Raw genomic sequence first — 13437 nt, 5'->3', positions numbered from 1 at the left:
CGCCACTTGCAGGCCTTAACTATACTGCCTGATGGTTATCCAACCAGAGATCTCCATGTCCGACAGTAATCTGCAAACCAAGTCCTGTGTGGCCTGTCATTCTGCGATTCCCAAACAGGCCGGCGTTTGCCGCTATTGCCATAGCAAGCAGCATCACAGCTGGTCTGAACGTCTGGCTACCCAGCTAAAATGGGTGGGCGGGGTGGTCACCGTGCTGTCACTGGTGATCGGCGCCCTGACCCTGTCCGGCATCTTCCGCGACTGGGTGGCCCGCGAACAGGCCGTGGCTGAGCTGTCTGATGCCGCTCACTGGCTGATTCAGGCCAAAGATTACCGCCGGGCCTGGCAGCTTTACCACCGGGCACTTCTCCTGAGCCCGAATGCAACCACCATCAGACAAAAGCAACAGGATCTGGCCCGGCTCTGGGCCAGGGAGTTCGGCATACCGGTGGAAGAAGGGAATGCGTTGTCCAATGATCTTATCGAAGCCCTGTATCAAAGTATCTCCAGCCAGCCGGCCTCACAACAGGCAGATTCCCTGGCGCATATCGCCCGGCTGGCGCAATACCGCATATACAATCAGCTGATTGAACACGCCGACATTGAGAGCCTGTACCGACAGGCACTGGCACTGGATGAGAAAAGCACTTACGCCAACCTTTTTTATGCTGCCTGGCTGCTCGGACAAGGCGGCGTAACGGAGGAGAAGCTGGATCAGGCCAGAAATCACTTTGTTCTGGCTGTCCATCAGGATCCAGATGACCATTTTGCCCGGGAATTGCAGTTATGGTGGCTGCATCGTGCAACAGAGCGAAGCGCCAATGGCACTCAGCAGAAAGCCTTTGGCTACCTTATCCTGGCGCTTGAGCAAGCCATGCAAAGCGGCTTCCAACTGACACAGGAGTTACGCACCAGGATCCTGAACGAATACTCGGACCGGATGCACTTTACTTTGCTGGAAGGGGCCATCACCGTTTTGCCCCCAGATCAACATCTGCATCTGTATAACTGGTTGGTTGCCGGTGAGCCTCGACATCATCACTGGCAGCGGGATTTTGTCTGGCGGGATCTCTATATCCGGGCCAGGCTGAAAGAGGCGGCTGGCCAGAAAGCGGCCGCCAGCAGCGACTACCAGCAACTTCTGGAAAACGAAGCGGCATACTCTTCCGGTGCTTTGGATAAACTGGTGGACCAGGGGCTGCTGCGCACCACAGGGCAATTGCCGAGCAGGGCCCTGGCCCGAACCTATATTGACGACCCGGTAGACCAGAACAATCCGGCGGCTTTCCACCAGCAAACCCTGTTGCATTTTAACCCCAAATACCTGCCGGATAATCTGCTTCAGGCCCTGGAATACTATTCCCTGCCTGAAAATCAAACCGCCCCGTCCAGCGCACCCTTGTCTGAGGTACTGGAACAGGCCATCAAAAGGACACAAACAGCCGTCTTCGAAGGAGATGATCATGCCCGCAACGGTACTTATAGCAGCGGGTACAATATTTCCATGCACGACAACGCCAGGTGGAATCTGGTCAAACTGAATCAATTGCTGGTTGATATCAGACTCACTCAGGAAGAGATCGATACGGCGCTGGCTCTGACCCGGGATATGCTGCATTTTACCCAAACCTTTGAGGGCGGCTGGTTCGAAGGAGGCTGGAACAAAGTCAGACTGGAACTGAACTATCTGCTGGCCAGGACCCTGGCCAGACGTGCCGGTCAGTCACAAAGCATTGAGGACAAACAACGGGCCATCGCCGCCTTACAGCAGGTGACCCGTGACCCCGGCTTCAGCCAGATCGCCACCTGGCAGGATATCAGGGGCGAGGAGTTTGCCAGCCTGGCCAATGAAGCGCAGTATCAGGCTCTGATTGCCGGGAGATAAAACAGGTCCTCCGTTCGCAGTTTTGCTTCCAACTGGGCGACCTGTCGTTGTCGGCTTGTCAAAGCCCGCTCATTGTTTTTTTACAGGTAAGGGGGCGGAGGCATCTTAGTAGTCTGCCTCAGGCGTCGTATTGTGCCACAGGATCAATCTTCACCGGCGGCTCCCGCAGCGCCAGTTTCCGTGCTATTGCGGGGATCTCCGGATCCGCTAGAAATCCCTCGTAATCCTCGTCTGCCCAGTCGAAAAACACCCACACCCGGTGGGCGTCATCGGGATCCAGAACCACATGGGCGCCCTTACAACCATGTTCCCTTCTCTTCTCAACCCCTTCGTTCGAAAAAGTCCGCAGAAATTGGTCGAAGTCGGTCACATAGGCGAGAGTGACAATCATGGTTCCTCCTAAGACTATCAATTGCCAGGGCATTAGGCACAAGCGCAACCCAGGTACTTATTGAGAATAAATGGCCACCCGTATTCCGAATTGAGTGCATCCCTGTAGTTTTGGGCACGCTCTCCATGCTTATGAAGATCTCTGTGTTCAAGAACAACGCGGGTTTTGTCTTTTGCTACAGACTTGAACGCCACTGCAATGGTACTTGCCTGCTCCGGATTTGGATGTGGAACCCTGTCAGGACCAATATGCCAGGAGATAGTCAACTGCTCAGGGGGCCGCCATTCAAGAACTATTCCCCAGTCCAGTTGAAACCCCTGGGGACCCACTTCAGTGCATCGCCCCCCTACCTTGGGCTCAATACCAATGGTTTCCATCCCTTTCCCGGACCAGGAATATTCCCGGGGCCACCAGTTCCCAAAGCCTGAAGTAAACACATCGAAGGCTCTGTTAACAGAACATGGGACTGTTATTTCACTTCTTATCGGTTCAATCATAAGTATCTCCGAAAGTAGGAAAGACCAACGCCAGCAAATGGCGAGGAGGCAGAGTCAGCAGCCTGTCGGACGAATGGACGGTTGGCCTTATCCAGGCTGGCTACCCCTCCTGTTCGGGTAAAAAGCGGTACACCCCGCCGCCCTGCAAGCCCAGGTAAATCTGTGCGCCGCTGACAGTTTCCATCCGGTGCATACTCCAGACGCCTCCCTGGATCGGCTCTCCCTGGTATTCGACCTCGGTCCAGGTTGCCCCCTCATCCTCACTGACCTCTACAATTAAGGGTTGAGGGTTGTCGAAATCCTTGTCCCAGCCGGCCGTGTAAAGGGTGCCGGTGCCGGGATCAACGAGGAGATCAAAATAGAACCTGGACTGCTCACTACTGATCACTGAGTCCCAACTCGTCCCGTCATCGGTGGACTTGATAATGCCGCCCTCCGCGGTCACATAGACGGCATCCCCGACAAAGTGGATGCTCTTGACCACACTGGGACTATGCAGATGCTCATTGATACGATCCGACAAATCCTCAGAGGCCAATGAATCGTTGTTCAGCGTCTTCAACACCGGATTTTCTATCGCTCCCTGGCCGCCATACCAGAAGTCGTTGGTGTCCTGGTTGTAAACCAGGGTGTCATAACCGCTGGCAAAGCCGCCGTATTCCCCTTCTATCACCGTCCAGGTTCTGCCGAAGTCATCCGACCGTGCCAGCACCTGGGTGCCTGTGGCAAACAACTCGCCAGTCTGTTGACTGAAATACAAAGCCGTCACAGCTTCGGCGCTGTCAGCACCGTTGCTCCTAGCGAAGTTACTGTCTATCACCTGCCAGGTCCTGCCGGAGTTCAGGCTCTCGGCCAGGAATGTCTCGGTTTCCCCCCTCTGCACCGATGCAATAAAATGCGACGGATACAGGGCCTCAATGGCATTGATATTCCAGTCGTCCGGAGTCGTCAGTTGCCAGTTTTCATTATTCTCATAGACAAATATGCCCTGGTCAGTGGCCGCCACCAACTCGGTGTCTGTCTGTGCGAAATGCTTGACGGTGGTGCCCTCAAGGCCCAGATATTCAAAGTGGGAATCAGGCTCCGCCGGGGGCGGCACGTCGGGAGGGGTGATTCTGATATCGTCGGATCCACACCCCGACGACGCCAGGCTCAGCAAAATCACAATGATCCACTTACTGTTCATCCGGCAAACTGAAAGCAGGGGGAGGTATTTTTCAACCATCACAAACTCCTCGACTAAGTATTGAAACTGGCGGTAGGGACCGGGCGTGAGTCCGATCAGATTGCTGTATAACTGAACGCAGAAGAAAGAACGATTGTGCCAACTATCAGTCGGCAAGGTTGAAAAGGCCGGAGCGGTATGGGCATCCTTATCCCCTGAGTGTTCCACACTTTATATGACTGTAGCTGACTGACACAGACGTTCAAGAGCGACCATCAGCCCGGGATTGTGCGGCAGGCGGATCGCAAACAGACTGGTCAGCTTGTGGGCGATCTCCGCAGGATTTTGCAGGGTCTTACGTTGCTTGGGGCCCCCATTGGGATAGATGCTCAGTTCATTGTTGCGTAGCGTATAGCGGGCACCGGGTACCACTTTTGCAGCCACCAGATTTTTAACGAAGACCGACTCGGGATGGGTGGAAACGTACCAGTTGAACATCTGATAATCGGCAGGATACCGGGGTTTGAGGTCAAAGCGGTAAACAGCCACCCACTTGCCTGCGATGTCAGCCTCCAGCAGGTATTCTCCTGACGATTCGCTGAGCCGGTAGAGACCATGCGGCGTCATCTGCTGTGTGCCGGTAACCAGGCGCAGGGGCGCGGTGGGAGTCTGCACGCCAAAGCCCACATCGAACAGGTAAGGCTGTCCTTCTATATGGGTCTTGAGGAGCATATGAGAGATGGCCGGCATCACGGCGGGGTCCGCGTTCCACAGAACCCTGGCTGCCAGACCTTCCACCTTCAGCCCCAGAGACTCAAGCATCATGCGAAATAACCCGTTCTGCTCATAACAATAGCCTCCCCGTCCGTCGTGCAGCATTTTCTGCTGCAACTCAGACGGATCCAACCCGACCCGCTGCCCCATAAACGAACTGAGATTTTCAAACGGAATGGAACGGGTGTGGCGGGCCACCAACTCACTGACCACCTCCAGGGTGGGAGCCAGAACTCCCGAATAACCAATTCTCAGCAGATATTGTCGTTGATCGAATTGCTGCGTCATAAAGTGCCTCCTGTTTAACGAAGCGGCAGGGTAAAACCTCAATAATGGTTGAGATCAAGAGGTTTGATCCCGCTGGCCCGTAGTAAGGCAGTGACAGCGAACAAATCCCTGGTTTGGTTGCTTTTGGCACTTCTGTTACCTTTCAAGACAAAGCCTTGAGACACTCATGACAACGGCTTGAGACGTTCTGACAGCATTCATGAGAATCCACACAAACTTTTTCCAAAACTTCTTGATCTGCATCAAACAACATTTATAATTTTCAGAAATTACTGAAAGTTCGAAAACCACCATGAAACTCACACCTATGCTGGCATCTTTTGTGATGCACTTCGGCGAGATGGGCAGCCGCTGGGGCTTTAACCGTACTGTCGGGCAGATGTATGCCCTGCTGGTGGCTCACGAACACCCCCTGAGCGCCAATGACATTGCCGAGGCCCTGAATATTTCCCGCGGTAACGTCAGTATGGGGCTGAAGGAACTGCAATCCTGGCAACTGGTGCAGGTGCAGCATCAGCAAGGAGACCGTAAGGACTATTTCCGCGCCGTGGGCACTATCTGGGATATGGCCAAAAAGGTCATGGAGGAGCGGCGCAAACGGGAGATCGATCCTACCCTGTCGCTGCTGCGCGATATGCTGCTCGACCAGCCGGCCAATGATCAGGAGCGTTATGCCCAGCAACGCCTGCAGGAGATCCACGATCTGCTGGAGTCGGTGACCAAGTGGACCAACGAGCTTCAGCGGCTGAGTCCGGACAAGCTCAACACTTTGCTTAAGCTAAGCTCGGGGGTGGGCAAAGTGCTGGACATGAAAGACAAGTTTATCGGCAAGGATTCGGCATGATCTGTTCTGCCTGACAGGTTTGCTCCAAGGGTCCACTGACCGGCCCGGCCTGAATTAATTTCAACCTTCCGGAGAGCGACAATGGACGACGTCCTGCTGTTATCCAGGCTGCAGTTTGCCGCCAATATCAGCTTTCATATTCTGTTTCCCACTATCACCATCGCCCTGTGCTGGCTGCTGGCTTACTTCAAGATCCGTTATGATCTGAGCCGTGACGAGGTATGGATGCGCGCCTATCGCTTCTGGGTGAAGGTCTTTGCTCTGTCCTTTGCTCTTGGCGTGGTCAGCGGTATTACCATGTCCTTCCAGTTCGGCACCAACTGGCCCGGCTATATGGAAACAGTCGGCAATGTGTCAGGTCCCTTGCTGGGCTACGAGGTACTGACTGCCTTCTTTCTGGAGGCGACCTTCCTGGGCGTGATGCTGTTCGGCCAGGGTAAGGTGCCCAACTGGACCCACACCCTGGCAACCCTGGTGGTGGCGGTGGGTACCTCGCTATCGGCCTTCTGGATCCTGGCGCTCAATTCCTGGATGCAGACCCCGGCCGGCTTCGAGTTGCGGGACGGAGTGGCCCATGTGCTTGACTGGTGGGCGGTCATCTTCAATCCCTCTTTTCCCTATCGCTTCGCCCATATGCTGGTGGCCTCGGGTCTCACCGCCTGCTTTTTGATGGCCGGTCTGTCGGCCTATCGGATCAAACGGGGCGATCCCAAGCGGGCACCCAGACTGACCCTGAAAACGGCACTTTTTGCGGCCGCCATCCTGACACCCACACAGGTGCTGATCGGCGATCTGCACGGCCTGAATACCTTTGAGCACCAGCCGCAGAAAGTGGCCGCCATGGAAGGGGTATGGGAAACAGAAAAAGGGGCGCCGCTGCTGTTGTTTGCTGTCCCTGACGAGGAACGACGCACCAACCATCTGGCCATTGCAGTACCGAATATGGCCAGCTTTATCCTCACCCATGAGCTGGAGGGCGAGATCCGCGGCCTGAATGAATTTATCGGCGAACATCCGCCGGTGGCGCCGGTCTTCTACGGCTTTCGCATTATGGTCGGCATCGGCCTGCTGATGCTGCTGGTGTCCTGGTGTGGCAGCATCCAGCTAATCCGCAAAGGCAGCCTGTCGCCCTGGATGCTGAATATCACCATCGGCATGACCTTTTCCGGCTGGCTGGCCACCCTGGCAGGCTGGTATGTGACCGAAATTGGTCGTCAGCCCTACCTGGTCAGCGGCATCCTGCGCACTGCCGAGGCCGTAACCGACGTGCCGTCGGGCAATGTGCTGTTTACCTTCTGCCTGTATGTGAGTCTGTATGCGGTATTGCTGATTGCCTATTTGCGCACCTTGTTTCTGCTGGCGCGCAAATCGGTGGAAATCGAGGAAATACAACCTGAGGAACAGCCGGACGTCCCCCTGGCCCATGGAGAGAATGCATGATTACCGATGAATCCCTGCCCTATATCTTTATCGGCCTGATGGGCCTGGCGGTACTGGTGTACGCCATTCTCGATGGCTACGATCTGGGCGTGGGCATATTGCTGCCGCTGGGCCACGAAGATCGCAGCGACAAAATGATCGCCTCCATCGGTCCTTTCTGGGACGCCAACGAAACCTGGCTGGTGCTGGCGGTGGGGATTTTATTTATCGCTTTTCCCTCTGCGCACAATATCGTGCTTAAGGCCCTGTATCTGCCCGCCACTTTGATGCTGCTGGGGCTGATCCTGCGTGGGGTAGCCTTTGATTTTCGCGCCAAGGTGGTACAGACCAGCAAGCCGGTGTGGGACAAGGCATTCAAGTTTGGTTCATTGCTCGCCGGGTTTATGCAGGGCTATATGCTGGGAATGTATATCATGGCCTTTGAACAAAGCATTCAAGCCCATCTGTTTGGCTTTCTGAGCGGCATTGGCGTCACCGCTGCCTACTGTTTTATCGGTGCCTGCTGGCTGATTATGAAGACCGAGGGCGAATTGCAGAAAAAGGCCATCCACTGGGCGCGCAAAGCCGCCTGGGTCTGCTTTGCCGGGGTAGTGGCGGTTTGCGCCGTCAACCCGCTGATCAACCAGTTGGTCTGGGAGCGCTGGACCAGCCTGCCCTTTGCCCTGTTTATCTGGCCCATACCCTTTGTCAGCCTGTGTTTGTTCCTGATTTGTCATCAGGTGCTCAAACGACTGCCTCTGGAGGACGACGCCGGTTGCTGGCTGCCTTTTATTATCGCCCTGATGATATTTATCTGCTGCTTCCAGGGGCTGGCCTTCAGTTTCTTCCCCCATATAGTGCCCGGCCAACTGACCATCTTCGAAGCGGCCAGTGCACCAGAGTCCCTTCGCTTTATCCTGGTGGGGGCGGCCATTGTGGTGCCCTGCATCCTCGGCTACACCATCTGGTCTTACCGGGTATTCTGGGGCAAGGTGACGGAATTGAAGTATTACTGAACCCGGTGAGGGCAAGGAGCAGATTTGATGATTGCGCAGATTCTGATATGTCTCAGTGCAGGTATTATTCTGTTGCTGGGCACTGTTCATCTGATTTATACGTTCAGCGGCAATAAGCTCAAGCCCCGCCATCCCAGTCTGCAATCGCAAATGGAGCAGGTAAGCCCGGTAATTACCTCACAAACCAGCATGTGGCAGGCCTGGATCGGCTTTAATGCCAGCCACAGCCTGGGCGCCATATTATTTGGTTTAGTCTATGGCTACCTGGCACTGGTTCACCCTGTGCTGTTGTTTCATTCCTGGTTTCTGCTTGGTACAGGATTAGTCATGCTGTTTAGTTTGCTGGCTCTAGCTACCTGTTATTGGTTCAGTATTCCTTTTCGGGGTATCTGCCTGGCCACCCTTTCCTTTCTCGCCGGCACTATTTCATTCTGGTGGGCCACCTGAAAAAGGGCCAGATGCAGGGCATTTTGTAATCATCACCTGATTGTTGAACTTAGCTGCCTTGCCCTTTAGGCTACCACCATGTCGTCGTCAGCCTACTCAGTATGAAACAGCGCCAAGTCCTCAGTCCGTCAGCTCATCTTCCCCGCCACTTGCATAGACAACCCTACGCCGCAGTAGTGTTAAAAGGTGGCTATACAGAAGCAGGGGAAGCCGGGCGGTGGCGGGTGAGCGCTGGCGATGTGCTGATCCACGCCCCCTTCTCTTTTCATATGGACAGAATCCATTTTACCCCCACTGAAGTACTGAATTTGCCCCTGCACCTGACTGAGTCGTTACGAGGGGGATTCTGGCGAGTTGAAAATGTGGACATGGTGGTGCAGGAGGCAGAAAAAGATCCGGTACAGGCCGTTGCCAGGCTGATGGAAACCATTCAACCGGCAGATGCGGGGGAATCGGATCAAATAGATGAACTGGCACACCAGCTCTGTCAGTCGGATGCGCCGGCCATCGGTGCCTGGTCCCGGCATCAGGGCATTCGGCGAGAGACGGTTTTCAGGCAGTTCCAGGCCGCCTACGGCGTTAATCCCACCCAATACAGAATCGAGAGCCGGACCCGTCAGGCCTGGCTGGCAACCTTGACCAGTGCAACACCCCTGGCGGAAATTTCGCTCAACTGCGGCTTTGCCGATCAAGCGCATATGAGTCGGGCAATCAAACGTCTTACAGGTTTTTCACCAGGCCAATGGCGCAGACAGGCAAGCTTGCAACATGCGTTCAAGAATCCGCGACTCGGAGATTGTTAATCTGGGCCCATTATCAATCTCTAAGTGACTGGAATGAGTGCCTTAATACAAACTTACAACGTTAAATTCAGCTTATGGCCAATACTCTTGGCTGCAGCGGTGATGCAGCTATGTCTGTGGCCAGCCCGGGAGATCGCCCGTTGGACATACCATAATTATCCCGGCCTGTTGATGGGCGAGACCTGGGCTTTTGTAGGCCTGGCTATGCTGCTGCAGGCATTGAGTGGCCTTGTTGGCATACTATTGATGCGCAAATGCCTGCCAGAGGCAGATGGTCATTTACGCTGGCCTCCTGGCCGTTCGTATACCGGAGCGGCCGTACTCATTGGGTTGGCTATGGGGCTGACCATGCTTTTCGCCGACTATTGGCCGCAGATTATGTCTCAGACGGCGCCTCGGGCTGGTTATGATACGGACTTATCCGGAGCATCTGGTTGGTTGGCCATCATGATGGCTACAGGCCTGGCCGAGGAAACCATCTTCAGAGGGTTGCTTGTAGGCATGCTGGTGGTATTGATCCCGGGAAGGATCCGCTTCCTGTCGGTCGATTTACCTGTGGCCGCCTTTGTTGTTGGCCTGTTGTTTGCCGTGGCTCACTACCACAGCTTTCTGGTGGATCCCCTGCATCTGGCAATAGCCCAACAGCTTTATGCATTCGTGTGGTGTCTGATATATGTCTGGTTGATGGAACGTTCGGGAAGCCTGCTGGCCCCCATCATTGCACATGGGATAGGCAATGCGACTGAAGTGGGATTGGTTATCCTGATGATGAAAACCTGGGGTTAGTCCACGTTGTTCCGTTAGACTGGCGACCTCCAGCAAGGCACGACGTCAACGCACATGCCTTCGCCCAGTCCCCTAAAGAAGCCGTGCATTTTCCTAACGGGGATTGCCGCTCCATCCTGCGCCCACGTATACGACCGCTAGGGACGGTGGAAGTGCAGAAAACTCAGGGAGACGGTTTTCTGCCCGTTCGTCCTGAACATCGCCGCTCCTGCGCGTCCTGCGCCCACGGCATACCGTTCGTCCTGAACATCGCCGCTCCTGCGCGTCCTGCGCCCACGGCATACCGTTCGTCCTGAACATAAAAAAGGCCGTACCTTTCGGTACGGCCAAAACACCTTCAGGGAATGACATCCTAAAAAGGGCGGATGTCGGCCCGTTTGGAATCCCAGCAAGCCCGGTGATTGGGCCAGACTTGCCAGGAACCATTACTATTCAATTGCCGGGCCAACTCTTAATAGACCTTATTTATCAATGTCTTAATTATAAAAAGCAATATATTGGTACAATGTGTTGTTGTTAATCCGCGACAGCCAATAAAAAGCCCCGGAATCCCGGGGCTTTTGTTGTTGCTTTAATGACCAGTTAATCAGGGAAAGTGCACCTCGGTTGTTTGTTCGGCGACCACTGCAGCTTCCTGTTCTAACAGGAAGGTAAAGCCGTCTTCGGTTCCTTCGTCACTTTCCGGCATATCCAGGGCGGCCTGGCAGGTAAAGGCCAGGGTATAGTCTCCTGCGTCAACATAACCGGCCTGATACTGATAGACCTGAGCCTCTTCATCATAGGTCACTTCCGCAATGGCATAGGGGCTGACCTCATTCTCATCGGCCGGCTGGTCGGCATCATCCCCCAGCACCTCCAGGCTCAGATCGGTACCCTGGTAGAGATACACGGCATTGCCTTTGAGGGGATCCTCCTTGTTGGCGCAGCTCTCATCCAGCACCAGGCTTTCTGCCACCGTGCCCTCTACTACCCCTACCTCGGTATTGGCAACCAGGCGAACGCCTCGGGGCTTGAGGAAAATCACCGGCTGACCCACCGGATCCACCAAAGACTTACGCAGATCAAACTCCAGGGTGTAGGCGGCGGTCACATTGGCCATGGCGGTAAAACCATCCAGCTTTAACTCGTTGCTCGGTACCACCAACGGAAAGGTGCCCTGCTCCATCTCAATATAGGATTCTTCAGTGACTGATACCCGCAACTGGGTGTATTCGCCAAGAGGGATCTCCTCGTCGGTAACCAGCGTGGCGAAGTCGGTGCCTTGCACGCTGAGCAGATCGATACTGCGGGGGCCGTCATCTTCCCCGGTGACGGTAAAACTTACCGGATCACCATTGCCCATCAGCTCCACCTCGTCAAAATACACCACCACAGCGATGGCATCGTCTATGGGCGCGTCAGATACGGCCAGGGAAAAACTGGTACTGGTAGGTTGGGGCTGAGGCTCGGGCGATTCGGGGGTATCCGAGCTGCTCGAACCGCCACAGGCGGTCAGCAGCAGTACCGAAGCCAGGCTCATAATTTTAGTGCTTGTGTGAATCATCGTTAGACTCCTTAATCAGGTTCACCACAGAGTCTACTCAAGATTCGTTCCAGCTTAGGTCAGCCGAGGCATACCAGGGTATTCCCCCGGACAATTCATTTTTAGGCTAGAAGCTCAGCCACAAACTGTCTTCAAATGAAGACAGTCTGCAATGAAGTCTGTCCGTTCTGCCCGCCTGCCCAACCAGGACACAACAATTTAACCGTCTCCAATAAGAGACAGATCTGGTATCATAGCCCTCAGGCCGGATTGACTTCCAGAGTAACAAACAGAGCCGCACGCTCGTTATCTATACCTTCCGCCTGGCTCTTGCTGTCCAGCGAACTCTCCAGCAGATACAGGCCGGGCTCGTCAAAGCTCAGGGAAACTCTTCCCTCCTGATCGGTTTTCAGCCTGATGACATCCCGGATGTTTCGGTAGCGGCTGTCGCCGCGAATCAGGGTGACGTCCAGATCGGCACCCACCGGCTTGCCGTCCAGAATCAGCTGCCAGGTCACCGGCTCACCGGTAAAAAGATCATTGGGATGGGTACCTTCCCCCAGTTCCAATCCCTGGTTTTGAGGCACTAAGGCATTGAGTTGGTTACGGCTGACAAAGGTTTCCACTCTGACGTGCATACGGGTGGTAAACAGATCCGTTGCCCCCTGTGGCAGGTCTGGGCTGCCTTTACCCCCAAAAATGCGTCCTCTTTCGCCATTGGCCTGCTTAAAAAAGGTTAACAGCACAGGTGGCTGTTCAAGGCCTATGCGATAGGTGCCGGATTGCGTCAGGGTCAGGCCGGCGGCACTTTTACGCAGCAGATCCACAAAGGGTAGCTTCGCTTGACGACTGCCATCGGGCGCGTTGAGCACCAATTGCGGGCTTCGCGGATCTCCTGCGCTTCCAAAGCTCATATCCGGATGGAAAATATCGTTGGAGATACTGAAGTCCACGGCAATCTTATGGATTTCGTCGCCGGACAGGTTGGTGTGACTCGGCACTATCCACCGTGCGTGGGCAAAGGCGGCCTGACTGGCGAGCAGCATGGCGGCGATAACGATGACTTTAACGGGATTCAGAAGCATGGAAAGTTCCTTATTCAGGGTTGATAGCGAATCTGTATGGTGCCCAGTTCGGTTGTGGCGGGCAGCTCAATCTGACCCTGCCCCCCTAGCTGGAAAGGCACCCGGTGGTAGTCCCGGCCACCCTCTTCGCGGGATGCCTCGATATTCAGCAGGTACTCACCGGCGGGTAAGGGGCGGCCCTGATTGTCCCGGCCGTCCCAGACCAGGCGGTGCTGTCCGGGGCGGCGGGTAGCGCCGGTGACGCCGTCGATTTCAGCGCCGGCATTTCGGCCTGCCTTTCGCCAATACTGGCGCAGGTCCTTCAGCCATTTGTCGCCTTTCTCAAGCTGCTTCCAAAGGGCCAGGGTGGCTCTGGGCTGGCGCTTCTCATCTTCCACCCACACGGCGATATAAGGTCGATGATAGGGTTGCACATCCAGTTGCGGCTGGATCAGCGTTATTTGCATCTCCATGCCGATTGCCGGGTTGACCAGGACCGACAGTCCCAGGACGAGTAACAATCCGTGAATTCTCAT

The 13437-nt window shown here is 55.0% G+C and carries 14 protein-coding genes; 7 read left to right on the top strand and 7 right to left on the bottom strand.

What is annotated here, in order from left to right; all coding sequences use genetic code 11:
• Nucleotides 1-55 precede the first annotated feature (55 nt).
• A complete protein-coding gene (locus J0A66_RS09485) occupies nt 56-1885 on the top strand; it encodes a tetratricopeptide repeat protein (RefSeq protein WP_206573559.1) in 1830 nt (609 codons plus the stop codon).
• Between the two features lie 118 nt (nt 1886-2003).
• Here J0A66_RS09485 and J0A66_RS09480 read toward each other — a convergent pair whose 3' ends face one another.
• The 4 genes from J0A66_RS09480 to J0A66_RS09465 all read right to left on the bottom strand — a co-directional run bounded on the left by J0A66_RS09480 (nt 2004) and on the right by J0A66_RS09465 (nt 5000).
• Complete coding sequence (locus J0A66_RS09480) at nt 2004-2276, bottom strand: antibiotic biosynthesis monooxygenase (protein WP_206573558.1); 273 nt, start codon at nt 2274-2276, stop codon at nt 2004-2006.
• Between the two features lie 32 nt (nt 2277-2308).
• Nucleotides 2309-2773 carry an SRPBCC family protein gene (locus J0A66_RS09475; RefSeq protein WP_206573557.1) on the bottom strand — a complete coding sequence of 155 codons (465 nt, stop codon included), beginning with the start codon at nt 2771-2773 and terminating at the stop codon, nt 2309-2311.
• Between the two features lie 100 nt (nt 2774-2873).
• The gene (locus J0A66_RS09470; RefSeq protein ID WP_206573556.1) at nt 2874-3998 is read right to left on the bottom strand and encodes a WD40/YVTN/BNR-like repeat-containing protein; all 1125 of its coding nucleotides are present in this window, start codon (nt 3996-3998) and stop codon (nt 2874-2876) included.
• A 171-nt stretch (nt 3999-4169) separates the two neighbouring features.
• Complete coding sequence (locus J0A66_RS09465; RefSeq protein WP_206573555.1) at nt 4170-5000, bottom strand: arylamine N-acetyltransferase family protein; 831 nt, start codon at nt 4998-5000, stop codon at nt 4170-4172.
• A gap of 292 nt (nt 5001-5292) precedes the next feature.
• Here J0A66_RS09465 and J0A66_RS09460 point away from each other — a divergent pair, with 292 nt between their 5' ends.
• The 6 genes from J0A66_RS09460 to J0A66_RS09435 all read left to right on the top strand — a co-directional run bounded on the left by J0A66_RS09460 (nt 5293) and on the right by J0A66_RS09435 (nt 10315).
• Nucleotides 5293-5844 (top strand): GbsR/MarR family transcriptional regulator, encoded by a 552-nt coding sequence (locus J0A66_RS09460; RefSeq protein WP_206573554.1) that lies wholly within the window; start codon nt 5293-5295, stop codon nt 5842-5844.
• Between the two features lie 81 nt (nt 5845-5925).
• Complete coding sequence (locus J0A66_RS09455; protein WP_206573553.1) at nt 5926-7284, top strand: cytochrome ubiquinol oxidase subunit I; 1359 nt, start codon at nt 5926-5928, stop codon at nt 7282-7284.
• Complete coding sequence (gene cydB, locus J0A66_RS09450; protein ID WP_206573552.1) at nt 7281-8279, top strand: cytochrome d ubiquinol oxidase subunit II; 999 nt, start codon at nt 7281-7283, stop codon at nt 8277-8279. The genes J0A66_RS09455 and cydB overlap by 4 nt, the downstream gene beginning before the upstream one ends.
• A gap of 27 nt (nt 8280-8306) precedes the next feature.
• Nucleotides 8307-8726 (top strand): LIC_13387 family protein, encoded by a 420-nt coding sequence (locus tag J0A66_RS09445; RefSeq protein ID WP_206573551.1) that lies wholly within the window; start codon nt 8307-8309, stop codon nt 8724-8726.
• A 101-nt stretch (nt 8727-8827) separates the two neighbouring features.
• Nucleotides 8828-9529: a helix-turn-helix domain-containing protein gene (locus J0A66_RS09440; protein WP_206573550.1), complete on the top strand. Its 702-nt coding sequence runs from the start codon at nt 8828-8830 to the stop codon at nt 9527-9529.
• A 33-nt stretch (nt 9530-9562) separates the two neighbouring features.
• A complete protein-coding gene (locus J0A66_RS09435; RefSeq protein WP_206573549.1) occupies nt 9563-10315 on the top strand; it encodes a CPBP family intramembrane glutamic endopeptidase in 753 nt (250 codons plus the stop codon).
• A 586-nt stretch (nt 10316-10901) separates the two neighbouring features.
• On the opposite strand, the gene J0A66_RS09430 is transcribed toward J0A66_RS09435, so the two are convergent.
• The 3 genes from J0A66_RS09430 to J0A66_RS09420 form a co-directional block, all read right to left on the bottom strand.
• Nucleotides 10902-11858: a DUF4382 domain-containing protein gene (locus J0A66_RS09430; RefSeq protein WP_206573548.1), complete on the bottom strand. Its 957-nt coding sequence runs from the start codon at nt 11856-11858 to the stop codon at nt 10902-10904.
• 239 nt (nt 11859-12097) lie between these two features.
• Nucleotides 12098-12922 carry a DUF4198 domain-containing protein gene (locus J0A66_RS09425; RefSeq protein WP_206573547.1) on the bottom strand — a complete coding sequence of 275 codons (825 nt, stop codon included), beginning with the start codon at nt 12920-12922 and terminating at the stop codon, nt 12098-12100.
• A 14-nt stretch (nt 12923-12936) separates the two neighbouring features.
• Nucleotides 12937-13437: a DUF2271 domain-containing protein gene (locus J0A66_RS09420; RefSeq protein WP_206573546.1), complete on the bottom strand. Its 501-nt coding sequence runs from the start codon at nt 13435-13437 to the stop codon at nt 12937-12939.

It is taken from the genome of Bowmanella dokdonensis (assembly GCF_017254865.1).
Taxonomy (GTDB): domain Bacteria; phylum Pseudomonadota; class Gammaproteobacteria; order Enterobacterales; family Alteromonadaceae; genus Bowmanella; species Bowmanella dokdonensis.
Note: the sequence above shows the minus strand (reverse complement) of the source record. Positions and strands in the feature narration are given on the sequence as shown.

Coding starts and splice junctions, on each gene's coding strand:
- J0A66_RS09485 (WP_206573559.1), top strand. CDS start 56: ATGTCCGACAGTAATCTGCAAACCAAGTCCTGTGTGGCCTGTCATTCT.
- J0A66_RS09480 (WP_206573558.1), bottom strand. CDS start 2,276: ATGATTGTCACTCTCGCCTATGTGACCGACTTCGACCAATTTCTGCGG.
- J0A66_RS09475 (WP_206573557.1), bottom strand. CDS start 2,773: ATGATTGAACCGATAAGAAGTGAAATAACAGTCCCATGTTCTGTTAAC.
- J0A66_RS09470 (WP_206573556.1), bottom strand. CDS start 3,998: ATGGTTGAAAAATACCTCCCCCTGCTTTCAGTTTGCCGGATGAACAGT.
- J0A66_RS09465 (WP_206573555.1), bottom strand. CDS start 5,000: ATGACGCAGCAATTCGATCAACGACAATATCTGCTGAGAATTGGTTAT.
- J0A66_RS09460 (WP_206573554.1), top strand. CDS start 5,293: ATGAAACTCACACCTATGCTGGCATCTTTTGTGATGCACTTCGGCGAG.
- J0A66_RS09455 (WP_206573553.1), top strand. CDS start 5,926: ATGGACGACGTCCTGCTGTTATCCAGGCTGCAGTTTGCCGCCAATATC.
- cydB (WP_206573552.1), top strand. CDS start 7,281: ATGATTACCGATGAATCCCTGCCCTATATCTTTATCGGCCTGATGGGC.
- J0A66_RS09445 (WP_206573551.1), top strand. CDS start 8,307: ATGATTGCGCAGATTCTGATATGTCTCAGTGCAGGTATTATTCTGTTG.
- J0A66_RS09440 (WP_206573550.1), top strand. CDS start 8,828: ATGAAACAGCGCCAAGTCCTCAGTCCGTCAGCTCATCTTCCCCGCCAC.
- J0A66_RS09435 (WP_206573549.1), top strand. CDS start 9,563: ATGAGTGCCTTAATACAAACTTACAACGTTAAATTCAGCTTATGGCCA.
- J0A66_RS09430 (WP_206573548.1), bottom strand. CDS start 11,858: ATGATTCACACAAGCACTAAAATTATGAGCCTGGCTTCGGTACTGCTG.
- J0A66_RS09425 (WP_206573547.1), bottom strand. CDS start 12,922: ATGCTTCTGAATCCCGTTAAAGTCATCGTTATCGCCGCCATGCTGCTC.
- J0A66_RS09420 (WP_206573546.1), bottom strand. CDS start 13,437: ATGAGAATTCACGGATTGTTACTCGTCCTGGGACTGTCGGTCCTGGTC.